The sequence below is a fragment of the Bradyrhizobium sp. 22 genome (assembly GCF_000482425.1).
GTDB classification, from domain to species: Bacteria; Pseudomonadota; Alphaproteobacteria; order Rhizobiales; family Xanthobacteraceae; genus Bradyrhizobium; species Bradyrhizobium japonicum_B.
Genome location: NZ_KI519400.1, coordinates 1,765,119 through 1,787,987, shown reverse-complemented (window position 1 = coordinate 1,787,987; position 22,869 = coordinate 1,765,119). Strand labels below are relative to the sequence as shown.

The window sequence follows — 22,869 nt, the reverse complement described above, 5'->3', positions numbered from 1 at the left end:
CAGCGGCGGCAGATCGATCACCTTCTCGACCCACCGCCCCCAATGATCAGAAACGACCGCCAGATGAGCTTAAGACTATGCCAAAATTAAACCGGACAGCCGTGGGTCAAGCCCGGGCATGACGACAGAGAGAGAAGAGCGCAGAAATGAACACACTCACCCCCACCGGCTTCCTCAACATCGATGGCGCCAGCCTCGAATACAAATGGCTCGCGCCGCAAACGGCCGATGCGCCCACCATCGTCATGCTGCATGAAGGCCTCGGCTCGGTCGGGCTCTGGGGCGATTTCCCCGAGAAGCTCCAGCAGGCCACCGGAGCCGGCATCTTCCTCTACTCGCGCGCGGGCTACGGTCAGTCGAGCCCGGTCGCGCTGCCGCGGCCGCTCGACTACATGCAGCGCGAGGCGCTGGACGTGCTGCCGAAAATCCTCGACGCGATTCCGTTCAAGCGTGGTCTCCTGCTCGGCCATTCCGACGGCGCCTCGATCGCCACGATCTATGCCGGAGCGCATCAGGATCATCGCCTGAACGGGCTCGTGCTGATCGCGCCGCATTTCATCGTCGAGGACATCTCCATCAAGTCCATCGCCGCGATCAAGACGACGTTCGAGACCACCGACCTCAAGACAAAGCTGGCGCGCTGGCACAAGGACGTCGACAACGCCTTCTACGGCTGGAACGGTGCCTGGCTCGATCCGAAGTTCCGCGACTGGGACATCTCGGACTACCTCGCCTATATCCGCGTCCCCATCATGGTCGTGCAGGGCGCGGACGACCAATACGGCACCCTGCGTCAGGCCGAGATCGCACGGGAAGAGTGCTACTGCCCGGTCGATCTGACCGTCATCCCAAACGCAGGACATTCCCCGCATCGCGAAGCCCCGGCGGCGACGCTTGAGGCAGTCGAGCAATTCGCGCGAGCGGCGCTGCGCGATGACCTGGGTCTGCAGGGGCGCGCCGCGTGACGGTAGCAAAGAACGGCTCTACATGAAACAAAGTGCATGCTATCGCGATTGAGGGCTAGACGCGCTCGGGAAGATGCACTATTGTGCATCTAACGCTACGGCAAAATGCATAATCAAGCTCAGGGATGACCCATGGCCGGGGAAGATCGGCGCCTCGCAGGCGGCGCCACATTCATCGATTTCCAGACCGAACCGTCCCGCTACAGGCACTGGAAGCTCGCGGTCGACGGCGACGTCGCGACGCTGACCATGGATGTCGACGAGAACGGCGGCCTGTTCGAGGGCTACCTGCTCAAGCTCAATTCCTACGATCTCGGCGTCGATATCGAGCTTGCGGACGCGCTCCAGCGGCTGCGCTTCGAGCATCCCGAGGTCAAGGTCGTGGTGATGCGCTCGGCCAAGAACCGCGTGTTCTGCGCCGGTGCCAATATCCGCATGCTGGCGGGCTCGACCCACGCCCACAAGGTGAATTTCTGCAAGTTCACCAACGAGACCCGCAACGGCATGGAAGATTCCTCGGAGAATTCCGGTCAGCGCTTCATCACCGTGGTGAACGGCTCGGCCGCCGGCGGCGGCTATGAGCTGGCGCTCGCGACCGATCACATCATCCTCGCCGATGACGGCTCCTCCGCCGTGGCGCTGCCCGAAGTGCCGCTGCTCGCGGTGCTGCCGGGCACCGGCGGCCTCACCCGTGTGGTCGACAAGCGCAAGGTGCGCCGCGACCACGCCGATTTCTTCTGCACCATCGAGGAAGGCGTGAAGGGCAAGCGCGCCGTGCAATGGCGCCTCGTCGACGAGATCGCGCCGAACTCCAAGCTGGAAGCGAAAATCGCCGAGCGCGCCAAGGAATTCGCCGCGGCCTCGAAACGCAAGGGTAGCGGCAAGGGCATCGCACTGACGCCGCTCAAGCGCGTGATCGACCAGAACAGCATCCGCTACGGCTTCGTCACCGTCGACATCGACCGTGCGGCGCGCATCGCCACCATCTCGATCAAGGCGCCGGAGGCCGCGCCGCCCGCCGACATCGACGGCATGATGGCGCAGGGCGCCGCGTTCTGGCCGCTGCAGATCGCGCGCGAGCTCGACGACGCCATCCTGCATCTGCGCATCAACGAGCTCGAGATCGCCATGCTGGTGTTCAAGAGCCATGGCGATCGCGCCCATGTGCTCTCCCACGACGCCTTCCTCGAAGCCAACAAGGCGCACTGGCTGGTCAACGAGATCAGGCATTACTGGAAGCGCGTGCTCAAGCGCATCGACGTCACCTCGCGCACGCTGGTGACGCTGGTCGAGCCCGGCTCCTGCTTTGCCGGCACGCTGGCCGAGCTCGTGTTCGCCGCCGACCGCTCCTACATGCTGATCGGCACGCGCCAGGGCGACAACCGTCCGCCGCCGTCGATCGAGCTGTCCGCCATGAATTTCGGGCCGTATCCGATGAGCCACGGCCTGACCCGGCTGCAATCGCGCTTCCAGGCCGATCCCTCCGATGTCGAGCGCGCGGAAGCGACGCTCGGCACCAGCCTCGACGCCGAGCAGGCCGAGGAGCTCGGCCTCGTCACCTTCGCGCTCGACGACATCGATTGGGACGACGAGGTCCGCGTGTTTCTCGAGGAGCGCGCCAGCTTCTCGCCCGACAGCCTCACCGGCATGGAGGCGAGCCTGCGCTTCGTCGGCCCCGAGACCATGGAATCAAAGATCTTCTCGCGCCTCACCGCGTGGCAGAACTGGATCTTCCAGCGCCCCAACGCCGTCGGCGAGGAAGGCGCGCTGCGCCGCTACGGCAGCGGCCAGAAGCCGAAATTCGATATGACGCGGGTGTAACGACATTCACTGCGTCATGGCCGGGCTTGTCCCGGCCATCCACGTCCTTGGCTCAAGGAAGCAAGAACGTGGATGCCCGGCACAAGGCCGGGCATGACGGAAAAGAGATCGCAAGGAGCACGGCCATGAACATGAACATCATGAACGTCGACTACTCGACCAAGATTCCGAACAACGTCAACCTCGCCGAAGACCGCCAGGTGCTCAAGGCGCTGGAAGGCTGGCATCCCGGCTACATGGACTGGTGGAGCGACATGGGGCCGGAAGGCTTCCAGGAATCGCTGGTGTACTTGCGCACCGCTTACTCCGTCGATCCGCGCGGCTGGGCCAAGTTCGATTACGTCCGCATGCCCGAATATCGCTGGGGCATCCTGCTCGCGCCGCAGGAAGAGAACCGCGTCGTGCCGTTCGGCGAGCACTACGGCGAGCCGGCCTGGCAGGAGGTCCCGGGCGAGCATCGCGCCATGCTGCGCCGCCTGATCGTGATCCAGGGCGACACCGAGCCGGCCTCGGTCGAGCAGCAGCGCCATCTCGGCAAGACCGCGCCCTCGCTCTACGACATGCGCAATCTGTTCCAGGTCAATGTCGAGGAAGGCCGCCATCTCTGGGCGATGGTCTACCTGCTGCAGAAATATTTCGGCCGCGACGGCCGCGAGGAGGCCGATGATCTGCTGCGCCGCCGCTCCGGCGATGCCGACGCGCCGCGCATGCTGGGCGCCTTCAACGAGGCGACGCCGGACTGGCTGTCCTTCTTCATGTTCACCTATTTCACCGACCGCGACGGCAAGATGCAGCTGCACAGCCTCGCGCAGTCCGGCTTCGATCCGCTGTCGCGCACCTGCCGCTTCATGCTCACCGAGGAAGCGCACCACATGTTCGTCGGCGAGACCGGCATCACCCGCGTCGTGCAGCGCACTTGCGATGCGATGCGCGCGGCCGGCATCACCGATCCCACCGACATCGCGAAGGTGCGCGCGCTCGGGGTGATCGACCTGCCGACCATCCAGAAGAAGCTGAACCTGCACTACACGCTGTCGCTCGACCTGTTCGGCTCGGAGGTCTCGACCAACGCGGCCAACGCCTTCAACGCCGGCATCAAGGGCCGCTATCACGAGACCCAGATCGAGGACGATCACCAGCTCAAGAACTCCACTTATCCGGTGCTCAAGCTGATCAATGGTGAGATCAAGCTCGTGGACGAGCCGGCGCTGACCGCGCTCAACATGCGCCTGCGCGACGATTACAGCCAGGACTGCGTCAAGGGCATGCTGCGCTGGAACAAGGTGATCTCGACCGCCGGCTACGACTTCAAGCTGACGCTTCCCAACGTCGCCTTCCACCGCCACATCGGCGAGTTCAAGGACGTGCACGCCACGCCCGACGGCATCCTGATCGACGATGCCACCTGGGCCAAGCGCAAGGACGAGTGGCTGCCGTCGGCGAGCGACGGCGACTTCATCACCTCGCTGATGCAGCCCGTGACCGAGACCGGCAAATACGCCTCCTGGATCTCGCCGCCCAAGGTCGGCATCGACAACAAGCCCGGCGATTTCGAATACGTGAAGATCGAGTCGTAAGCGTCAGGGGGAGACGCTCTTGCCACACAAATGGTGTCATCACCCGCGAAAGCGGGTGATCCAGTATTCCAGAGAACACCAGTCATCAAGCCGGCAAGCTGCGGCGTACTGGATGCCCCGCCTTCGCGGGGCATGACAGCGGAGTGTGAGGTGCGGCCTTTGCCAAACCGCGCCCTCTACCCCGCGATCTCCAGCCCCGCATTCGCGTACACCACGCCGCCGTCGACCGCGATGGTGTTGCCGACGACGTAATCGCCCGCGCGCGAGGCGAGATAGATCGCCACACCCGCCATGTCCTCGTCGCTTCCGATCCGCCGCGCCGGAATGCGCTGGGCGACCTCGTCGCCGTGGTCGCGCGCGGCCCGGTTCATGTCGGACTTGAAGGCGCCCGGCGCGATCGCGGTGACGTTGATGTTGTCCTTGATCAGCTTGGTCGCCATGCGCCGAGTCAGGTGGATCACCGCGGCCTTGCTGGCGGCATAGGAATAGGTCTCGCCCGGGTTGACGAAGATGCCATCGACCGAGGCGATGTTGATCACCTTGGCCGGACGTTCCGCGCTTGCGGCCGCGCGCAGCGGTTTCGCCAGCGCCTTGGTCAGGAAGAACAGCGACTTGACGTTGAGGTCCATCACCTTGTCCCAGCCGCTTTCGGGAAATTCGTCGAACTCCGCGCCCCAGGCCGCGCCGGCATTGTTGACGAGGATGTCGAGCTTCGGCTCCAGCTTGATGATCTCGGAGGCCAGCCGGTCGCAGCCTTCGACGGTGGAGATGTCGATCGGCAGCGCGATGCACTCGCCGTCATATTGCGCGGTGAGCTCCTTGGCGGTCGCCTCGCAGGGGCCGGCCTTGCGCGCGGTGATGTAGACCTTGGCGGCGCCGGCGTCGAGAAATCCCGCCGCGATCATCTTGCCGATGCCGCGCGAGCCGCCGGTCACCAGCGCGACGCGGCCTTTGAGCGAGAACAGGTCGTTGAACATGAGGCCTCCCTTGGTTGGCGCTGTTTTGGGCGGGGCGGGGAGGGGAGTCAAGGAAGGCGCTGCGGCCCATCCTTCGAGACGCGCTCCTTGGGAGCGCTCCTCAGGATGAGGTCTGAGTGTGCGGTTAGGTCAGGCCGCGGCGATCCGGCGGAAACCGTTCCACATCGCGGTCGCGGCGCCCGAGGTCAGCACCGGCAGGATCCGCGCGTCCTGGTAATTGCCGTTGAGCGAGACGCGCGGCAGCGCCGTCATCTGGCCGGCATTTTCGGCAAACAGCATGCCGGGCCGCGTCGTCACCGCGGTCTTGAAGCCGGCCGTCGCAGCCATGCCGAACTCGCGCACGCCTGCGGCCCCGCGGTCGCCATAGGGATAGGCGAGATGCAGCACGGGGCATTGCAGCACCTGCTCGATCCGCGCGCGGCTCACGGCCAGCTCCTGTGCGGCGATGTCTTCCGCCAGCTTGGCGAGGTTGCAATGGCTGACGCTATGCGCGCCGATCGTGACCAGCGGATCGGCGGCAAATGTCTTCAGCTCGGGCCAGGACAGGCAGAGGCTGCGGCACAGCGCAGCCATGTCGACGTCGTACGCCGCGCACAGCGCTTCGATCTCCCGCGCCAGATCATGCTCGCCCGGCAGCGCGCGCAGCCAGTCGTGCAGGCGGTCGAACGCGGCCTGCTTGGCCGCGGGCGTCGTCGCATCGAGCCGCAGCGCGGAATGGCCGATCTTGATGTCGATCTGCTCGGCCTTGGCGATCACGGCCTCCAGCGCCGTCCACCACAGCCGTCCCGTGCCTTCGGCAAAATCGCTCGCGACATAGACCGTCATCGGCGCGTCAAATTCGCGCAGCACCGGCAGCGCGTGGTCCAGATTGTCGCGATAGCCGTCGTCGAAGGTGAAGGCGGCGAAGCGGCGGTCGAAGCGGCCCTGCACCAGCCGCTCATGCAGCTCGTCCATGGTGACGATATCGACGTCGATCGAGCGCAAATGGCACAGCGTGGCGCGCAGGAATTCGGGGGTGACCTCGAGATGCCGGTTCGGCTGGAACGCGGCCTCGCGGGCCGGCCGCACGTGGTGCAGCATGAAGATGGCGCCGACGCCCGACAAAAGCGGCCGCAGCAGATGGTGCGCCCCGCTGAAATAAAGTGCTCCCAGCCCGGCGCGGATGACGTTGTTACGTAGTTGTTTCATGACCCGTCGGCGGACTCTGGCATTCCGTCCTCAACTTACGGAAGAACCCTTGAAGAAAAAGTTATTCCGATTGTCTGATCCGTGCCTTCGGAAGGGCGCCATTTCCGGTTTGACAGCCTGCCAAGGGTTTGTTTTGTCTCCGGTTCCAGAGTTCGGGTCGTCGAATGCAGAAGCTTTTCAGGTGGGCCAGCAAATGGTGGCTGGGGCTGATTCCCCTGGCCGTCATGTGGGGATTTGCGGCCTGGAATAACACCTTACCGGTGGAGGCCGACCTGTCGGCCCGCAGCTCGGCCGCGCTGAAGGGGACCGTTCTGGACAAGACCCGGATCGCGGTCGACGGCCGCGACGTCAGCCTGGTCGCGGACGCCTTCTCCGAGGAGGGGCGCCGCGACGCCGTGACGGCGGTCGAGGCCGTCCCGGGCGTGCGCCTGGTCGACGACCGGACCCGGCTCGTTCCGGAGGCCCAGCCGTTCGTCTGGAACGCCGAGCGCGACGTGGTGCGGGTGACGCTGTCGGGCTCCGCGCCGCTGCCGTCGATCAAGGCGCGGCTGACCGAGGCGGCCCGCAAGGAGGTCGGCGGCGCCGAGGTGGCCGACCAGATGGGGCTGGCGCGCGGTGCGCCGCCCCGGTTCGAAGCCGCCGCGATGCTGCTGCTCGACCAGATCGGCAAGCTGAAGGACGGCAAGATCACGATCACGGATACCAAGGTCAATCTGTCGGGCATGGCGCGCGAGCTCGGCGGCCGCGAGGCGATCGCGGCTGCGCTGAAGAACCTGCCCGAGGGCTTCTCCGTCGCCGCCAACGACGTCAAGGCGCCGCCCTACATCTTCCAGGCCTACAAGGATCCGGTCGCGGCGACCGTGACGCTGACCGGCTACGTCCCCGACAACAATGTGCATGCGGCGATCGCCACCAGCGCGTCGCGAAAGTTCTTCACCGAAAAGGTGGTCGACAATCTCAAGGCCAGCATCGGCGCCCCCGGCTCCTTCAACACGGCCGTGGTCGCCGCGCTCGGCGCCCTGTCGCGGCTGTCGACCGGCACGCTCGTCGTGTCCGACCGCGAGGTGAAGCTGTCGGGCGACGCGCTCTACGAGGGGGCCGCCAACGACATCCGCGCAGGCCTCGGCAAGGACTTCCCCAAGCACTGGCAGTACAAGCCGGAGATCACCGTGAAGCCCGCGGCAGGGCCGGTCGACGGCACCGTGTGCCAGCAATTGTTCACCGACCTGCTGGCCAAGGGCAAGATCCGCTTCACGCCCAAGCGTGCCGACATCGATCCGGATTCCGTCGCCATCCTCGATCACCTGATCGAGACGGCGCTGCGTTGCCCGGCCGTCAATATCGAGGTTGCCGGGCATACCGATGCCGACGGCGAGGACGGCTTCAACCGGGCGCTCTCGGAGAAGCGCGCCCAGGCGGTGATCGACTATCTGGTCAAGGCCGGCCTGCCCGCCAGCCGCTTCACCGCGGTCGGCCATGGCAGCACGCAGCCGGTCGCCGGCAACGACACCGACGACGGCAAGGCGAAGAACCGCCGCATCGAATTTCTGGTGAGGTGACGATGCCCTATCTCGTCTCGTTCCATCTGGGTTGGCTGATCGGCTCGGTGCTGCTGGGCTTCTGCATGGGCTGGATCTCGGTGGTCCAGCGCGGCAACGGCACCTCGAAGGTGACCGCGCGTTGGCTCGCCGCGCTCGCCGTCGCCCTGGTCGCGGCCTCGTTCGCCCATGTGGTGCCCGGCCGCTTCGGCTACTGGCTCGACCTCGGCCTGATCATGTTCGCCTGCTACCTCGTCGGCTGCACCGTCGGCGCCTGGCTGCGCGACCGCGTGGTGGCGCGCAGCCAGCCTGCGGCCTGAGCCTGCGATCCGCGAGGATCGGACCGGCCGCCTGGCGGCGCGGCGATCCGGCCGCTCCCCGGCCTGCCTTTCGGTGCCGCGACTTTCCGGCGCATCGGGAGTCCTCGACGCGGTCCGGAGCCACCCTCTTTCAACAGCCGCGCGCCGTCCATAGATTGACGTCAGCCTAAGGCGTGACGGAACATTGTGCGGCCGAAATCATCAAAACTTCACGGCCTCTGCGCAGGATCGCCACGGAGATTCGCGTCAAGCCTTGCCGCTAGAGGCGCCAAACCCTGCATCAGGAGCCAGGACCCTGCCTAAAATATTGAAGGCACGTGTTTTTGTTCGAATTGGCGAATTCCACTCCGCCCCAAAACGCGCTAGTGGAGGGGCAGGGGGCATGCGCGATGCCGGAGCCGGCGGCGAGGGGTCGTCGCGTGCCCAAGCGCCGTCCGCCTGTCCGCCGGCCGTTCTGGCCGCTGAAGCGTTGTTCGAGGTCTAGATGCTGGAAGCCATACGCAGGGCGACGTCGTTTCTGCGCGAGAAGCAAGTCCTGCATAAGCTTGGCGTTGTGATCAGCGTCGCGGTCATCGGCATCGCCTGCTATGTGCTCTACCACATGCTGCGCGGCATCGACTTCAATGAGGTCCTCGAGGCGATCAAGAGCACCGAGCCGACCCAGATTGCGATGGCGGCGCTGTTCGTCGCCGCGGGCTATTTCACCCTGACTTTCTACGACCTCTTCGCCGTGCGCGCGATCGGCCGCGACCATGTGCCCTACCGCATCAACGCGCTCGCCGCCTTCACCTCCTATTCGATCGGCCACAATGTCGGCGCCTCCGTCTTCACCGGCGGCGCGGTGCGCTATCGCATCTATTCGGCCTATGGGCTGAATGCGATCGACGTCGCCAAGATCTGCTTTCTCGCCGGCCTGACCTTCTGGCTGGGCAATGCCGCCGTGCTTGGCCTCGGCATCGCCTATCATCCCGAGGCCGCCGCCTCGATCGACCAGCTGCCGCCCTGGCTGAACCGGACGCTGGCGCTGATGCTCATCGCAGGCCTGATCGGTTACGTGGTCTGGGTCTGGACCCAGCCGCGCGTGGTCGGCCGCGGGCCCTGGACCGTGGTGCTGCCGGGCGGCCCGCTGACGCTGCTCCAGATCGCGATCGGCATCATCGATCTCGGCTTCTGTGCGCTGGCGATGTACGTGCTGGTCCCGGACGAGCCCAATGTCGGCTTCGTGGTGGTCGCGGTGATTTTCGTGTCGGCGACGCTGCTCGGCTTCGCCAGCCATTCGCCCGGCGGGCTCGGTGTGTTCGACGCCGCCATGCTGGTCGGCCTCTGGCAGATGGACCGCGAGGAGCTGCTCGGCGGCATGCTGCTGTTCCGGGTGCTCTATTATCTGTCTCCGTTCGTCATCTCTGTAATCTTGCTGACGTTTCGCGAAGTTATCATCGGCGCACGATCGAAGCGCCTGCAGCAGGCAGCGCTCAAGCTCGATCCCGGTCCGGCGCGCGAAGCCGCTTATGTGAGAGAGCGTAGCGACAGCGGCGCCTGACGGCGCCAAGCTTTGAGACAAGCTCCCAGGAGAAGTCCGCCCCGATGGCGATCGACGCCCCATCTTCTCCCTCCGCCCAGCCCTGGTCCGACCGGCTGCGGCACTCGACGATCATCCTGATCGCTGCGGCGCTGGCGCTGTCGGTCGTGGTCTCGCTCGGCGAATTGTCGGCGCTGCACGCCATTGCGGTGTTCCTCTGCATCGCCGCCGCTGCGCTGATCCCGTGGCGCCTGCATGATCCCGCCACTTCGCGCGACGACGTCGGGCGCATCAACCCGGTCGAGAGCGCGGCGGTGGCCGCGGTGGTCTCCGGCATGCCGGATCCGGCGGTGCTGCTCGACCGCGCCGGCCGCGTCATCCACCTCAATGCCGCCGCCGCCCAGCTCGCGCCGGCGCTGCGCAGGAACGAGCTCGCCCAGTTCGCGCTGCGCTCGCCCGAGATCATCACGGCGCTGCGCGAGGCGATCGCGACCACCGAGCCGCGGCGCGCGACCTATCTCGATCATGTCCCGGTCGATCGCTGGATGGAGCTCATGATCACGCCGGTGCCGGTGCCGACCAGCTTCGGTGGCGCCGACAAATGCATGCTGATGACCTTCCACGACCAGACGCCGCTGCGCCGGGTCGAGGAGATGCGGGCCGACTTCGTCGCCAATGCCAGCCACGAGCTGCGCACGCCGCTGGCCGCGCTCTCGGGCTTCATCGACACGCTGCAGGGCCAGGCCAAGGACGATCCCAAGGCGCGCGAGCGCTTCCTCGGCATCATGCACAACCAGGCCACGCGCATGGCGCGCCTGATCGACGATCTGTTGTCGCTGTCGCGGGTCGAGCTGTCGGCCCATGTCCGGCCCGACACCCTGGTCGATCTCCTGCCGATCATCCGACAGGTCGCCGACGGGCTCGAGCCGCTGGCGCGCGAGCGCCAGGTCGAGGTCGAGATCCATTTGCCGGACAGCCCGGTGATGATCGCCGGCGACCGCGAGGAGCTGCTTCGCCTGTTCGAGAATCTGATCGAGAACGCCCTCAAATACGGCGCCTCCGGCGGGCGTGTCATCGTGTCGCTGAGCTCGGGCACGGCCACTGACGGAACTCAGGAAATTCGGATCATGGTCCGCGATTTCGGCCCCGGCATCGCGCCGGAGCACCTGCCGCGGCTGACCGAGCGGTTCTACCGCGTGGACGTCGGCGACAGCCGTTCGCAGGGCGGCACCGGCCTCGGATTATCGCTGGTGAAACATATTCTTAACCGCCATCGCGGCCGGCTCCTGATCGAAAGCGTGCCCAGGCAGGGCGCCACTTTCACCGCCTGTTTTCCCCAGATCAAGACTCCCGCGGCGGCCTGAAATTAAAGCAATATCAATTGCTTGTCGGTGTCATCCAGCTGTCACGAAACCTTCGTAAAAGCACAGCGGACCGCTCTTACACGGGCGGCGTGGGGAGCGCGATCGGGCGCGGATGGCGCTTCGCTCCCCCAAATGGAGACCAGCATGAATTTCCTCAAGACGATGGTCGCTGCCGGCTTGGTCGCCGCATCGGCGACCGCAGCCTTTGCGGCCGACATCACCGGCGCCGGCGCGACGTTCCCGTTCCCGCTCTATTCCAAGTGGGCCGACGCCTACAAGAAAGAGACCGGCAACGGTCTGAACTACCAGTCGATCGGTTCGGGCGGCGGCATCAAGCAGATCCAGGCCAAGACCGTGACCTTCGGCGCGAGCGATATGCCCCTCAAGGCTGAGCAGCTCGAAAAGGACGGCATGATCCAGTGGCCGCAGGCGATGGGTGCCTTGGTGCCGGTCGTCAATCTCGAAGGGATCAAGTCGGGCGAGCTGGTGTTTTCCGGCGAGTTGCTGGGCGACATCTATCTCGGCAAGGTCAAGACCTGGAACGACCCGGCGATCGCCAAGCTCAATCCCAACGTGAAGCTGCCCTCGGACGCCATCACCGTGGTGCGTCGGTCGGACGGCTCCGGCACCACGTTCATCTGGACCGATTTCCTGACGAAGACCAATGCCGAGTGGAAGAGCAAGGTCGGTGCCGGTACTGCGGTCGAGTGGCCGACGGGTGTTGGCGCCAAGGGCAATGAAGGCGTCGCAGGCAATGTCAGCCAGACCAAGAACTCGATCGGCTATGTCGAGTACGCCTATGCCAAGCAGAACAAGCTGACCTACGGCGCCCTGATCAACAAGGCCGGCAAGACCGTGCAGCCGACCGTTGCGGCCTTCCAGGCTGCTGCCGCCAACGCCGACTGGGCCGGTTCCAAGAACTACTACGTGATCCTGACCGACCAGCCCGGCGAAGCCTCGTGGCCGATTACCGGCGCGACCTTCATCCTGATGCACAAGGATGCGACCGACAAGGCGGCGTCCCAGGAAGCCATCAAGTTCTTCAAGTGGGCGTTCGAGAAGGGCGACAAGATGGCGGAGGATCTCGACTACATCCCGATGCCCGACACGGTCGTCAAGCAGATCGAGAAGACCTGGGCTGCCGAGATCAAGAGCTAGGCGCTCCCCTCTCGTGTCCCGGACGCGGTGCAGCCCTGGCGATGCGAAGCATCGTCCAGTGTGCTGCTCCGCAGAGCCGGCACCTCCAAGAACTGGGCCCCGGATCAGCAGCGCTTCGCGCTGCGTCGCATCCGGGGCACGAGACCAGCAAAAGCGTATATAACGGGTACAGGGGATCGGCGTGGCAGAGATGGCCGTTCAGAGCGATGTAATCGACGATGCCGGACCGTATGACCGTGCCAAGGCCTTGGGCGCGTTCAAGCTCGGCGACGTCACCTTCTACTGGATCACGCGGCTCTCCGCGATCTCGGTGCTGCTCATTCTCGGCGGCATCATCATGTCGCTTGTCATCGGCGCGTTCCCGGCGATCAAGGAATACGGCCTCTCCTTCCTGTGGACGCAGCGCTGGGCGCCGTCGGCCGATCCGCCCGTGCTCGGCGCGCTCGGGCCGATGTACGGCACGCTCGTCACCTCCTTCATCGCCATGCTGATCGCCATTCCGGTCGGTCTCGGCATTGCGATCTTCCTCACCGAGCTCTGTCCGCAATGGTTGCGCCGCCCGATCGGCATGGCGATCGAGCTGCTCGCCGGAATTCCCTCGATCATCTACGGCATGTGGGGCTTCTTTGTGCTGGGCCCGTTCCTGGCCAACACCTTCCAGCCGTTCATGATCAGGGTGTTCGACGGCGTCCCGGTGCTGGGCGCGATCTTCGCGGGTCCCCCGTCCTATCTCAGCCTGTTCAACGCCGCGCTGATCCTCGCCATCATGGTGCTGCCCTTCATCACCTCGATCTCGGTCGACGTGTTCAAGACGGTGCCGCCGGTCCTGAAGGAAGCCGCCTACGGCGTCGGCTGCACCACCTGGGAGGTCGTCCGCAGCGTGGTGATCCCCTACACCCGCGTCGGCATCATCGGCGGCGTCATGCTGGCGCTGGGCCGCGCGCTCGGCGAGACCATGGCGGTGACCTTCATCATCGGCAATTCGTTCCGCATCTCCTCCTCGATCTTCGCGCCGGGCACGACGATCTCGGCGGCGATCGCATCCGAGTTCGCCGAGAGCGACGGCCTGCACCAGTCCGGCCTGATCCTGCTCGGCCTGCTGCTGTTCGTGCTGACGTTCTTCGTGCTCGCGGCCGCGCGGCTGATGCTGATGCGCCTGGAAACCAAGGCGGGGAAGTGAAGCCATGAATCCGATCTATGCACGCCGCCGCCGCTGGGACGTCGTCATCCGCGGCCTCTGCATCGCCGCCGCCGCCTTCGGCGTCACCTGGCTCGCGCTGATCCTGGTCACGCTGCTCTACAACGGCCTCAGCGGCCTCAACGTGCAGATCTTCACCGCGGACACGCCGCCGCCGGGCTCGACCGAGGGCGGCCTGCGCAACGCCATCGTCGGCTCGGTCATCATGACCGTGATCGGCGTCGGCATCGGCGCGCCGCTCGGCCTGTTCGCCGGCACCTATCTTGCCGAGTACGGCCGCAACGACAAGCTGACCTCGGTGATCCGCTTCATCAACGACATCCTGCTGTCGGCGCCCTCGATCATCATCGGCCTGTTCATCTACGGCGCGGTGGTGGTGCCGATGCGGGGCTTCTCGGCGATCGCGGGTGCGCTGGCGCTCGCCGTGATCGTGATCCCGGTCGTGGTGCGCACCACGGAGGACATGCTGCTGCTGGTGCCGAACCCGCTGCGCGAAGCCGCCAGCGCGCTGGGCCTGCCGCGCTCGCTGGTGATCAAGCGGATCGCCTATCGCGCCGCGCGCTCCGGCCTCATCACCGGCGTGCTGCTCGCCACGGCGCGCGTCGCCGGCGAGACCGCGCCGCTGCTGTTCACCGCGCTGTCCAACCAGTTCTTCAGCCTCGGCCTCGACAAGACGATGGCCAACCTGCCGGTCACCATCAACAACTTCGTGCAGAGCCCCTATGCCTATTGGAAGCAGCTCGCCTGGAGCGGCGCGCTGCTGATCACCCTGACCGTGCTTGCCCTGAACATTGGCGCCCGCATCCTTGGTGCCGAGAGGACTGCAAAATGAGTGAAATGTCTGTTTCCGTCAGCGCGCCGACCGTTCACCCCGGCTCGCAGCCGCTGCCCGAGGCGCCTGCCAAGGTCACCGCGCGCAACCTCAACTTCTACTACGGTGAGCACCATGCGCTGAAGAACATCAATCTGGCGCTCGGCACTAACCGCGTCACCGCCTTCATCGGCCCGTCCGGCTGCGGCAAGTCGACCCTGCTGCGCATCTTCAACCGGATGTACGACCTCTATCCGGGCCAGCGCGCCACCGGCCAGCTGCTGCTCGACCACACCAACATTCTCGACCCCAAGCTCGACCTCAACCTGCTGCGCGCCCGGGTCGGCATGGTGTTCCAGAAGCCGACCCCGTTCCCGATGACGATCTACGAGAACATCGCCTTCGGCATCCGCCTCTACGAGAAGATCTCGAAGTCCGAGATGGACGACCGCGTCGAGAAGGCGCTGCGCGGCGGCGCGCTGTGGAACGAGGTCAAGGACAAGCTCAACGCCTCCGGCCTGTCGCTCTCCGGCGGCCAGCAGCAGCGCCTCTGCATCGCCCGCACCGTCGCGGTTCGGCCCGAGGTGATCCTGTTCGACGAGCCGTGCTCGGCGCTCGACCCGATCTCGACCGCCAAGGTCGAGGAGCTGATCCAGGAGCTGTCCGAGAATTACACGATCGCGATCGTCACCCACAACATGCAGCAGGCGGCGCGCGTCTCCGACAAGACCGCCTTCATGTATCTCGGCGAGCTGATCGAGTTCGACGACACCAGCAAGATCTTCACGTCGCCGACCGACCGGCGGACGCAGGACTACATCACCGGCCGGTTCGGCTGAGGAGACGCAACATGGGTACTGAACATACCGCAAAGGCCTTCGACACCGACCTCCAGGAGCTCACGCGCCTGGTCGCCGAGATGGGCGGCATCGCCGAGCGCATGATCGTCGATTCCGTCGATGCGCTGATCCGCCGCGACGTCGCGCTCGGCCAGCGCGTCGTCGCCATCGACGCCGATCTCGACGCGCTGCAGAAGCGCATCGAGGAACGCGCCGTGCTCACCATCGCCCGCCGCCAGCCGATGGCGGTGGACCTGCGCGAGATCGTCGGCGCCATGCGCGTTGCGACCGACCTCGAGCGCATCGGCGACCTCGCCAAGAACATGGGCAAGCGCGTCGCCGCGCTGGAGACCGACTTCCATCCGCTCAAGCTGTTCCGCGGCCTGGAGCACATGACCGACCTGGTGCAGCAGCAGGTCAAGAGCGTGCTCGATGCCTATGCCGCGCACGATCTGCCGGCGGCGATGGCGGTGTGGAAGGGCGACGAGGAGGTCGACGCGATCTGCACCTCGCTGTTCCGCGAGCTCCTGACCTACATGATGGAGGATCCGCGCAACATCTCGTTCTGCATCCACTTGATGTTCTGCGCCAAGAACATCGAGCGCATCGGCGACCACGCCACCAACATCGCCGAGACCGTGTTCTACATGATCGAGGGCCAGGCGATCACCGACAAGCGGCCGAAGGGCGACATGACCAATTTCGCCACGACGATCCCGAATACCTGAAGACCTCAAGGAGCGACGACAACATGGGCGCACGCATTATGGTGGTTGAGGACGAGGAAGCTCTCACTGAGCTTCTGCGTTACAACCTCGAAGGCGACGGCTATGACGTCGAGACGGTGATGCGCGGCGACGACGCCGACACCCGCCTCAAGGAACACATTCCCGATCTGATCGTGCTCGACTGGATGCTGCCGGGCCTCTCCGGCATCGAGCTGTGCCGGCGCCTCCGCACCCGGCCCGAGACCAAGCAGCTGCCGATCATCATGCTGACCGCGCGCGGCGAGGAGAGCGAGCGCGTGCGCGGCCTTGCGACCGGCGCCGACGATTACATCGTCAAGCCGTTCTCTGTGCCGGAGCTGCTCGCGCGCGTGAAAGGCCTGCTCAGGCGCGCCAGTCCGGAGCGGCTCGCGACCGTGCTGGCCTATGGCGACATCGAGCTCGATCGCGACAAGCGCCGCGTCGCGCGCTCCGGCCGCCCGATCGATCTCGGCCCGACCGAATATCGCCTGCTGGAGTTTTTCCTGGAGCATCCCGGCCGCGTGTTCTCGCGCGAGCAGCTGCTCGACAGCGTCTGGGGCCGCGACATCTACATCGACGAGCGCACCGTCGACGTCCATATCGGCCGCCTGCGCAAGCTGCTTAATCTCGGCCGCGAGCAGGATCCGATCCGCACCGTCCGCGGCGCCGGCTACGCGCTGGACGATCGCTTCGCCAAGGCGGAGCAGACGTAAAGCTCCAGCGAGAGCTGGTTTGGCGAGCTCGGCCGTCATCCCGGGGCGCGCGCAGCGCGAGCCCGGGACCCATAATCATAGGACGTGGTTTGGCGAAGACTCGAAGTCACCATCTCGCGCAACAATTGCGCCCTGTGGTTATGGATCCCCGCGTTCGCGGGGATGACACCGAGTTGGTTGAGGCGCCGTCGTGTGACGGCTGCCGTCTTTACGATCAGCTAAATCTCGCTCAGCGCGTCGGCTTCGGTGCCGCGCGGCGGCGATCCGCCGCCGGCTGATACGCCACGCGCGAGTGCTGGGCGCAATAGGGCAGGCCGGACAGCGCCTTGCCGCCGCAGAAGAAGAAATCCGGGCTCGAGGGATCGCCGACCGGCCAGTGGCAGGTCGCCTCGTTCAATTCGAGCAGCGACAGCCGCTGGCTCATCGGCACCACGTTGTCGTAGGTGACGGGTTCGGCCTCGACCTCGACCTCGAAGGCCTGCGCCAGCGCGGTGTTGCCGCGCGCGATCGGGCGGCTCACCCGCATCATGTGCTGGGCGGGACGCGCCTTGCGCGGCCGGGGCGCGGCCGACGAAGGGCTCTTGGCGCGGCCGGACAGGCCGAGCCTGTGCACTTTGCCGATCACGGCATTGCGGGTCACATTGCCGAGCTCTGCTGCGATCTGGCTGGCCGACAATCCGGCCTCCCAGAGCTTTTTCAGCTGCTCGACGCGATCGTCGGACCAGGTCAAAACCGTCATTGCACCCTTTCCCTCGCCGCGCGGTTGCCATCCTGGCGGTCCGTGCGGCGAATGCCTAAGCCTCGAAAAACCCGTGCCGCTCGAATCCCTTAGGGCTCGCCGGGCGCGCAACTGACGCCCGAACGTTTACGCCGGTACATGAGGACTCTTGGGATCAGAACTGCCGCACGAGATGTCGTATCTGACAAGCCAAACGCTACAATATGGCGTGACTCGCGCGCAAGAGTCCGCCGACTCGCTTCCACATGTTCCGTGGTGAAAAACCCGCAAAATCGCCACCGCAAGACTACGGAATCACCGTTTCACCACCGTTTCCTGGGGCTTTCGGGCGGCATTGACACCCGTTTCACCAGGCCTAAGATAGTTGTGCGTGCCGCCCTTAAAAGGCGGCACGTTTCGTTTTCCGGGCCGGTGGATGGTGCGTTGCGCAATGCACGCCTCACACCGTCCGCAACATCATGTGGCCGTCATGACTAACAGCGCAGCCCCGCATTTGCTCCCCGTTTTCGCCAGGGCCAACCTCGGTTTCGAGCGCGGCGAAGGCTGCTGGCTGATCGCGACCAATGGCGATCGCTATCTCGATTTCACCTCGGGCGTCGCCGTCAATGCGCTCGGCCATTGCCACCCGCATTTGATCGAGGCGTTGCAGGAGCAGGCGACGAAGCTGTGGCACATGTCGAACCTGTTCCAGAGCCCGGACGGCGAGAAGCTCGCCGCGCGCCTGTGCCACGAGAGTTTTGCCGACCTGGTGTTCTTCTGCAATTCCGGCGCCGAGGCGCTGGAGGGCGTGATCAAGCTGGTGCGCCATCATCACTTCTCCAAGGGGCACCCGGAGCGTTACCGCATCATCACGTTCGAAGGCGCCTTCCACGGCCGCACGCTGGCGACGCTCGCTGCGACCGGATCGGCAAAATATCTCGAAGGGTTCGGTCCGCCGATGGATGGCTTCGACCAGGTGCCGCATGGCGACCTCGAAGCCGTCAAGAAGGCGATCGGCCCCGACACCGCCGGTATCCTGATCGAGCCGATCCAGGGCGAGGGCGGCGTGCGTTCGGCACCGCCCGCTTTCCTCAAGGCGTTGCGCCAGCTTTGCGACGAGAAGGGCCTGCTGCTCGCCTTCGACGAGGTGCAGACCGGCATGGGCCGTGCCGGCGATCTGTTCGCGTATCGGCGCACCGGCGTCACGCCCGACGTGATGTCGCTGGCGAAGGCGCTCGGCGGCGGCTTCCCGATCGGCGCCGTGCTGGCGACCGCGGACGCGGCGGCCGGCATGGGGCCCGGCTCGCACGGCTCGACCTTCGGCGGCAATCCGCTGGCGATCTCCGCAGCCAACGCCGTGCTCGACGTCATGCTCAAGCCCGGCTTCTTCGACCACGTGCAGAAGATGTCGCTGCTGCTCAAGCAGAAGCTCGCCTCCGTGATCGACCGTCACCCCGACATCGTCAGCGAGGTGCGCGGCGAGGGCCTCCTGATCGGCATCAAGGCCGTCGTGCCCTCGGGTGACCTGGTCGCCACCTTGCGCGACGAAAAGCTCCTGACCGTCGGGGCCGGCGACAATGTCGTGCGCTTCCTGCCGCCCTTGATCGTCACCGAAGCCGAGATCGAGGACAGCGTCGGACGGCTGGAGCGTGCCTGCGCCGCATTGTCGGCCGGCCAGAGCAAGCGGGCGGCAAGCTGATGAGCAAGTCGCCGACCAAGACGCCGAAGCACTTCCTCGACATCAACGAGCTCCCGCTGTCGGAGCTCAAGCGCATGCTCGCCGCGTCGAGCGCGATGAAGGCGAAGCAGAAGGCGCATCAGCCGGTCCGGCCGCTCGAGGGCAAGACGCTGGCGATGATCTTCGAGCGACCCTCGACGCGGACCCGGGTGTCGTTCGACGTCGGCATGCGCCAGCTCGGCGGCGAGGCGATCATGCTCACCGGTGCCGAGATGCAGCTCGGCCGCGGCGAGACCATCGCCGACACCGCGCGCGTGCTGTCGCGCTATGTCGACGCCATCATGATCCGCATCCTCAATCACGATGCGTTGCTGGAGCTTGCGGCCAACGCCACCGTGCCCGTCATCAACGGCCTGACGCGGCGCTCGCATCCCTGCCAGGTGATGGCCGACCTCATGACCTTTGAGGAGCATCGCGGCCCGATCGAGGGCAAGACGGTGGCCTGGACCGGTGACGACAACAACGTTCTGGCGTCCTGGGCGCACGCCGCCGAGCGCTTCAAGTTCCAGCTCAACGTCGCCACCCCTCCGGAGCTCGCGCCGAAAAAGGCGATGCGCGACTGGATCAAGGCGACCGGCGCGCCGATCGTGCTCGGCACCGATCCGGAAGCCGCCGTGCGCGGCGCCGATTGCGTCGTCACCGACACCTGGGTGTCGATGGGCGACAAGGAAGGCGAGCATCGCCACAACGTGCTCAAGCCCTACCAGGTCAACGGCAAGCTGATGTCGCTCGCCAAGCGAGACGCGCTGTTCATGCATTGCCTGCCCGCCCATCGCGGCGAGGAGGTCACCGACGAGGTGATCGACGGCCCGCAATCGGTCGTGTTCGACGAGGCCGAAAACCGCCTGCACGCGCAGAAGGGCATCTTGGCCTGGTGCTTCGACGCGGTGAAGTAGCCCGGGCGAAAAAGCAGTGGCTGCGGTGGCCGCCGCATCCACCATTGTCGTCCCGGACAAGCGCCGCACAGCGGCGCGCCGATCCGGGACATAACCACAGGCCGTGGTTTGGCGAGGACTGGGAGTTGCCACCTCGCAGGATGACGTGGTTATGGGTCCCGGGCTCGCGCGCTGCGCGCCCCGGGACGACACCGGGTTTGCTGTAGCGTTGTGCACCCTCATCGCATCGGGAACGCGCCCCTTCCATTTCCCACCTCCGACCCCAGATAGAGCGCCATGGTTTCCCAATCTCCTGACATGAAGACCGGGTCCGAAGGCCCGGTTCGCGCGCCATCCGCAGTTCCGATCGATGACGCCGTGCTGCCCTACGAGGTCGATGCGCTCGACGTGCGCGGGCGCCTGGTGCGGCTTGGCCCGGCGCTCGACGACATCCTGACCAAGCACGATTATCCCGCGCCCGTCGGCAAGCTGCTCGGCGAGGCCATCGTGCTGACGACGCTGCTCGGTTCGGCACTGAAATTCGAAGGACGCTTCATCCTCCAGGCCCAGACCGACGGTCCGGTGTCGTTCCTGGTGGTGGACTACCAGGCGCCGGATCGCCTGCGCGCCTATGCCCGCTTCGATGCCGCGCGTCTCGGCGAGGCCCAAGAATCCGGCATGCGTTCCGGCGCGCTGCTCGGCCGCGGTCATCTCGCCATGACCATCGACCAGGGCCCCGACATGAGTCGCTACCAGGGCCTGGTCGCGCTCGACGGCGGCAGCCTGGAAGACGCCGCCCACGAATATTTCCTGCGCTCCGAGCAGATCCCGACCAAGGTGCGTCTGGCGGTCGGCGAGGAATGGCGCTCCAGCGACGGCGGCAAGCATCGCTGGCGCGCCGGCGGCATGCTGATGCAGTTTCTGCCGAAGGCGCCGGAGCGCGCGCGGCAGGCGGACTTGCATCCCGGCGATGCCCCTGACGGCGTCGAGGTTCATGCCGTCACCGAGGACGATGCCTGGGTCGAGGCGCGTTCGCTGATCGAGACGGTCGAGGACGTCGAGCTGATCGATCCCGAGCTGTCCGGCGAGCGGCTGCTGTTCCGCCTGTTCCACGAGCGCGGCGTGCGCGTGTTCAATCCGCTGGTTCTTAAGGCGCAGTGCTCCTGCTCGCGCGATGCGGTCGCCGCGATGCTCAAGAGCTTCTCGCCCGACGATCGCGCCGCGATGGTCAAGGACGACAAGGTGGTCGTGACCTGCGAGTTCTGCTCGTCGGTCTATCAATTCACCCCGCACGAGGCCGGCGTGGAAGACGCGTGAGCGACATCGTCGCCTCGTAGCCCGGATGGAGCGAAGTGTAATCCGGGGCCGCTCGCCCGGCATCTCGCATCGTCCCGGATTACGCTTGCGCTCGATCCGGGCTACGGCACCGTGCCTGTGTCGGCCTCTGTCAATCCATCAGCGCGAAAATATTCCACTTTACCGAAATTCGGAAATGGCGTATGTGTCGCTCATCCCGGCTCAACCAGGAGGGGCGATCTCGAGGTCGTCTTGATCGCGAGCCGGGCTTGCGGTGGACGCGGCAGCGTCGGCACGAGAGGTGCGGGCAGGGCGGGTAGTCCCTGTGAGCCCGTAACCGCGTGCGGACGAACGGCGCTGCTAGGCTTCGTCTCGCCTGTAAGTTTCCGGCTCTGTCGACGGAGCCAGGAAATACTGCGGCGAAAGGGCGGGCCGTGCGTACGGCAAAACCGTGTGGTCCTGGCCGTCGTTGCTACGGTCAAGTCCAGCGGAGATGCGAGCGAGCCCAACCGGGCAGACTGCATCAATTCGCGGGGCGAGGGAGGCCAGAAGGACATTCGGCTCCCGGGAGAGCGCGGCATAAGCCGTCCGACCATCGCGCAGGGAAGGCCGAGTGATCGGCACCACCTGTATGCTGCTGTGCGGTTCTTCTGCGTGTGCATTTTGCGCAGCAGACCGCGGGTGCGTTGTCAGCACCCGGCCTTCCCTGCGCCCTCTTGGATTTGAGGGTGGAGACGCAAGCAAAGCTCGGGCGAAATCGGCCGCGAGAACAAGAAGGCGTGTCTGCAAGCTGAGCTGCCCGCCACAAGCTCGATCTCGTAGGATGGGTAGAGCGCAGCGAAACCCATCGCCCTTCCGCGAGCAGATGCGTGATGGGTTTCGCTGCGCTCTACCCATCCTACTTGACGGCGTCGTCGCCCCTAATTCAACACCCGCTTGCTGTCCGGGCTGTCCAGCGAGAACGCCGGCACGTCGATCTCGAAGCGCTCGCCGCTTTCGCTGACCATCTGGTAGCGGCCGGTCATGAAGCCGGAGGCGGTCGAGAGCGGGACGCCCGAGGTGTATTCGAAGCGCTCGCCGGGGGCCAGGATCGGCTGCTCGCCGACCACGCCCTCGCCCTTCACCTCCTGCTGGCGGCCGGAGGCGTCGGTGATGATCCAGTGCCGCGTCTTGAGCTGCACGGTCTCCTCGCCCGAATTGGTGATCACGATGGTGTAGGACCAGAAGTAGCGGGAGCGGTCGGCCGACGACTGCTCCGGAACAAAGTTCGGCTCGACGGTCACTTCGATGTGGCGGGTCACGGCGCGGTACATGGCTGCTACCATAGCGAAATCCGGCTCCGGAACCAAACGCCCTGGACGGCTTTGGCGACATCGTCCCGCCAGAATTCGAAGGGAATGACACCCCAGGGAAGGCACCGGCAAACCCCCATGGCACCCGGCCGCTTTGTGGGGTAACGACCGGACCGGTACACTCCTTGACACGCCGCGATTTGCGGAAGGTTTTTG

The 22,869-nt window shown here is 65.7% G+C and carries 20 protein-coding genes; 16 read left to right on the top strand and 4 right to left on the bottom strand.

Annotated features, from left to right (window positions below; translation table 11 throughout):
* The first annotated feature begins 146 nt into the window (after positions 1-146).
* From K410_RS0133870 to boxB, 3 genes are all read left to right on the top strand, one after another.
* On the top strand, positions 147-965 hold the full coding sequence (locus K410_RS0133870) for an alpha/beta fold hydrolase (protein WP_028138983.1): 819 nt from the start codon (positions 147-149) through the stop codon (positions 963-965).
* Positions 966-1,097: 132 nt separating this feature from the next.
* On the top strand, positions 1,098-2,786 hold the full coding sequence (boxC, locus tag K410_RS0133865) for a 2,3-epoxybenzoyl-CoA dihydrolase (protein WP_028138982.1): 1,689 nt from the start codon (positions 1,098-1,100) through the stop codon (positions 2,784-2,786).
* A 125-nt stretch (positions 2,787-2,911) separates the two neighbouring features.
* Positions 2,912-4,363 (top strand): benzoyl-CoA 2,3-epoxidase subunit BoxB, encoded by a 1,452-nt coding sequence (boxB, locus tag K410_RS0133860; protein WP_028138981.1) that lies wholly within the window; start codon positions 2,912-2,914, stop codon positions 4,361-4,363.
* A 176-nt stretch (positions 4,364-4,539) separates the two neighbouring features.
* Here the strand turns inward: boxB and K410_RS0133855 are convergent, their stop codons facing one another.
* A complete protein-coding gene (locus K410_RS0133855; RefSeq protein WP_028138980.1) occupies positions 4,540-5,340 on the bottom strand; it encodes an SDR family oxidoreductase in 801 nt (266 codons plus the stop codon).
* A gap of 129 nt (positions 5,341-5,469) precedes the next feature.
* A complete protein-coding gene (locus K410_RS0133850) occupies positions 5,470-6,528 on the bottom strand; it encodes a polysaccharide deacetylase family protein (protein WP_028138979.1) in 1,059 nt (352 codons plus the stop codon).
* Positions 6,529-6,692: 164 nt separating this feature from the next.
* Here K410_RS0133850 and K410_RS0133845 point away from each other — a divergent pair, with 164 nt between their 5' ends.
* The 10 genes from K410_RS0133845 to phoB all read left to right on the top strand — a co-directional run bounded on the left by K410_RS0133845 (position 6,693) and on the right by phoB (position 16,734).
* Positions 6,693-8,087 (top strand): OmpA family protein, encoded by a 1,395-nt coding sequence (locus tag K410_RS0133845; protein WP_028138978.1) that lies wholly within the window; start codon positions 6,693-6,695, stop codon positions 8,085-8,087.
* 2 nt (positions 8,088-8,089) lie between these two features.
* A complete protein-coding gene (locus tag K410_RS0133840) occupies positions 8,090-8,386 on the top strand; it encodes a hypothetical protein (protein ID WP_028138977.1) in 297 nt (98 codons plus the stop codon).
* 484 nt (positions 8,387-8,870) lie between these two features.
* The gene (locus K410_RS0133835) at positions 8,871-9,926 is read left to right on the top strand and encodes a lysylphosphatidylglycerol synthase domain-containing protein (RefSeq protein WP_028138976.1); all 1,056 of its coding nucleotides are present in this window, start codon (positions 8,871-8,873) and stop codon (positions 9,924-9,926) included.
* 44 nt (positions 9,927-9,970) lie between these two features.
* Positions 9,971-11,269 carry an ATP-binding protein gene (locus tag K410_RS0133830; protein ID WP_028138975.1) on the top strand — a complete coding sequence of 433 codons (1,299 nt, stop codon included), beginning with the start codon at positions 9,971-9,973 and terminating at the stop codon, positions 11,267-11,269.
* Between the two features lie 144 nt (positions 11,270-11,413).
* Positions 11,414-12,427: a phosphate ABC transporter substrate-binding protein PstS gene (pstS, locus tag K410_RS0133825; protein WP_028138974.1), complete on the top strand. Its 1,014-nt coding sequence runs from the start codon at positions 11,414-11,416 to the stop codon at positions 12,425-12,427.
* Between the two features lie 190 nt (positions 12,428-12,617).
* Complete coding sequence (pstC, locus tag K410_RS0133820) at positions 12,618-13,607, top strand: phosphate ABC transporter permease subunit PstC (RefSeq protein ID WP_028138973.1); 990 nt, start codon at positions 12,618-12,620, stop codon at positions 13,605-13,607.
* Between the two features lie 4 nt (positions 13,608-13,611).
* Entirely contained in the window at positions 13,612-14,457 is an 846-nt protein-coding gene (gene pstA / locus K410_RS37650) for a phosphate ABC transporter permease PstA (protein WP_049820429.1), read from the top strand.
* Positions 14,454-15,275, top strand: coding sequence for a phosphate ABC transporter ATP-binding protein PstB (gene pstB / locus K410_RS0133810; protein ID WP_028138972.1), 822 nt, complete (start codon positions 14,454-14,456; stop codon positions 15,273-15,275). Before pstA ends, pstB begins: the two co-directional genes overlap by 4 nt.
* A gap of 11 nt (positions 15,276-15,286) precedes the next feature.
* Complete coding sequence (gene phoU / locus K410_RS0133805; RefSeq protein WP_028138971.1) at positions 15,287-16,003, top strand: phosphate signaling complex protein PhoU; 717 nt, start codon at positions 15,287-15,289, stop codon at positions 16,001-16,003.
* 23 nt (positions 16,004-16,026) lie between these two features.
* Entirely contained in the window at positions 16,027-16,734 is a 708-nt protein-coding gene (gene phoB / locus K410_RS0133800) for a phosphate regulon transcriptional regulator PhoB (RefSeq protein WP_008143479.1), read from the top strand.
* A 229-nt stretch (positions 16,735-16,963) separates the two neighbouring features.
* On the opposite strand, the gene K410_RS0133795 is transcribed toward phoB, so the two are convergent.
* Positions 16,964-17,473, bottom strand: a complete 510-nt coding sequence (locus K410_RS0133795; protein ID WP_028138970.1) for a GcrA family cell cycle regulator — start codon at positions 17,471-17,473, stop codon at positions 16,964-16,966.
* A gap of 469 nt (positions 17,474-17,942) precedes the next feature.
* Between K410_RS0133795 and K410_RS0133790 the strand changes: the two genes are divergently transcribed.
* From K410_RS0133790 to K410_RS0133780, 3 genes are all read left to right on the top strand, one after another.
* Positions 17,943-19,151, top strand: a complete 1,209-nt coding sequence (locus K410_RS0133790; protein WP_028138969.1) for an aspartate aminotransferase family protein — start codon at positions 17,943-17,945, stop codon at positions 19,149-19,151.
* On the top strand, positions 19,151-20,086 hold the full coding sequence (gene argF / locus K410_RS0133785) for an ornithine carbamoyltransferase (protein ID WP_028138968.1): 936 nt from the start codon (positions 19,151-19,153) through the stop codon (positions 20,084-20,086). The genes K410_RS0133790 and argF overlap by 1 nt, the downstream gene beginning before the upstream one ends.
* A 276-nt stretch (positions 20,087-20,362) precedes the next feature.
* The gene (locus K410_RS0133780; RefSeq protein WP_028138967.1) at positions 20,363-21,382 is read left to right on the top strand and encodes an Hsp33 family molecular chaperone; all 1,020 of its coding nucleotides are present in this window, start codon (positions 20,363-20,365) and stop codon (positions 21,380-21,382) included.
* 899 nt (positions 21,383-22,281) lie between these two features.
* On the opposite strand, the gene apaG is transcribed toward K410_RS0133780, so the two are convergent.
* Entirely contained in the window at positions 22,282-22,674 is a 393-nt protein-coding gene (apaG, locus tag K410_RS0133775; RefSeq protein ID WP_028138966.1) for a Co2+/Mg2+ efflux protein ApaG, read from the bottom strand.
* Positions 22,675-22,869: the final 195 nt, after the last annotated feature.

Bases quoted from the DNA above. Each gene is read 5' to 3' on its own strand.
- K410_RS0133870 (WP_028138983.1), top strand. From the start codon at position 147: ATGAACACACTCACCCCCACCGGCTTCCTCAACATCGATGGCGCCAGC.
- boxC (WP_028138982.1), top strand. From the start codon at position 1,098: ATGGCCGGGGAAGATCGGCGCCTCGCAGGCGGCGCCACATTCATCGAT.
- boxB (WP_028138981.1), top strand. From the start codon at position 2,912: ATGAACATGAACATCATGAACGTCGACTACTCGACCAAGATTCCGAAC.
- K410_RS0133855 (WP_028138980.1), bottom strand. From the start codon at position 5,340: ATGTTCAACGACCTGTTCTCGCTCAAAGGCCGCGTCGCGCTGGTGACC.
- K410_RS0133850 (WP_028138979.1), bottom strand. From the start codon at position 6,528: ATGAAACAACTACGTAACAACGTCATCCGCGCCGGGCTGGGAGCACTT.
- K410_RS0133845 (WP_028138978.1), top strand. From the start codon at position 6,693: ATGCAGAAGCTTTTCAGGTGGGCCAGCAAATGGTGGCTGGGGCTGATT.
- K410_RS0133840 (WP_028138977.1), top strand. From the start codon at position 8,090: ATGCCCTATCTCGTCTCGTTCCATCTGGGTTGGCTGATCGGCTCGGTG.
- K410_RS0133835 (WP_028138976.1), top strand. From the start codon at position 8,871: ATGCTGGAAGCCATACGCAGGGCGACGTCGTTTCTGCGCGAGAAGCAA.
- K410_RS0133830 (WP_028138975.1), top strand. From the start codon at position 9,971: ATGGCGATCGACGCCCCATCTTCTCCCTCCGCCCAGCCCTGGTCCGAC.
- pstS (WP_028138974.1), top strand. From the start codon at position 11,414: ATGAATTTCCTCAAGACGATGGTCGCTGCCGGCTTGGTCGCCGCATCG.
- pstC (WP_028138973.1), top strand. From the start codon at position 12,618: ATGGCCGTTCAGAGCGATGTAATCGACGATGCCGGACCGTATGACCGT.
- pstA (WP_049820429.1), top strand. From the start codon at position 13,612: ATGAATCCGATCTATGCACGCCGCCGCCGCTGGGACGTCGTCATCCGC.
- pstB (WP_028138972.1), top strand. From the start codon at position 14,454: ATGAGTGAAATGTCTGTTTCCGTCAGCGCGCCGACCGTTCACCCCGGC.
- phoU (WP_028138971.1), top strand. From the start codon at position 15,287: ATGGGTACTGAACATACCGCAAAGGCCTTCGACACCGACCTCCAGGAG.
- phoB (WP_008143479.1), top strand. From the start codon at position 16,027: ATGGGCGCACGCATTATGGTGGTTGAGGACGAGGAAGCTCTCACTGAG.
- K410_RS0133795 (WP_028138970.1), bottom strand. From the start codon at position 17,473: ATGACGGTTTTGACCTGGTCCGACGATCGCGTCGAGCAGCTGAAAAAG.
- K410_RS0133790 (WP_028138969.1), top strand. From the start codon at position 17,943: ATGACTAACAGCGCAGCCCCGCATTTGCTCCCCGTTTTCGCCAGGGCC.
- argF (WP_028138968.1), top strand. From the start codon at position 19,151: ATGAGCAAGTCGCCGACCAAGACGCCGAAGCACTTCCTCGACATCAAC.
- K410_RS0133780 (WP_028138967.1), top strand. From the start codon at position 20,363: ATGGTTTCCCAATCTCCTGACATGAAGACCGGGTCCGAAGGCCCGGTT.
- apaG (WP_028138966.1), bottom strand. From the start codon at position 22,674: ATGTACCGCGCCGTGACCCGCCACATCGAAGTGACCGTCGAGCCGAAC.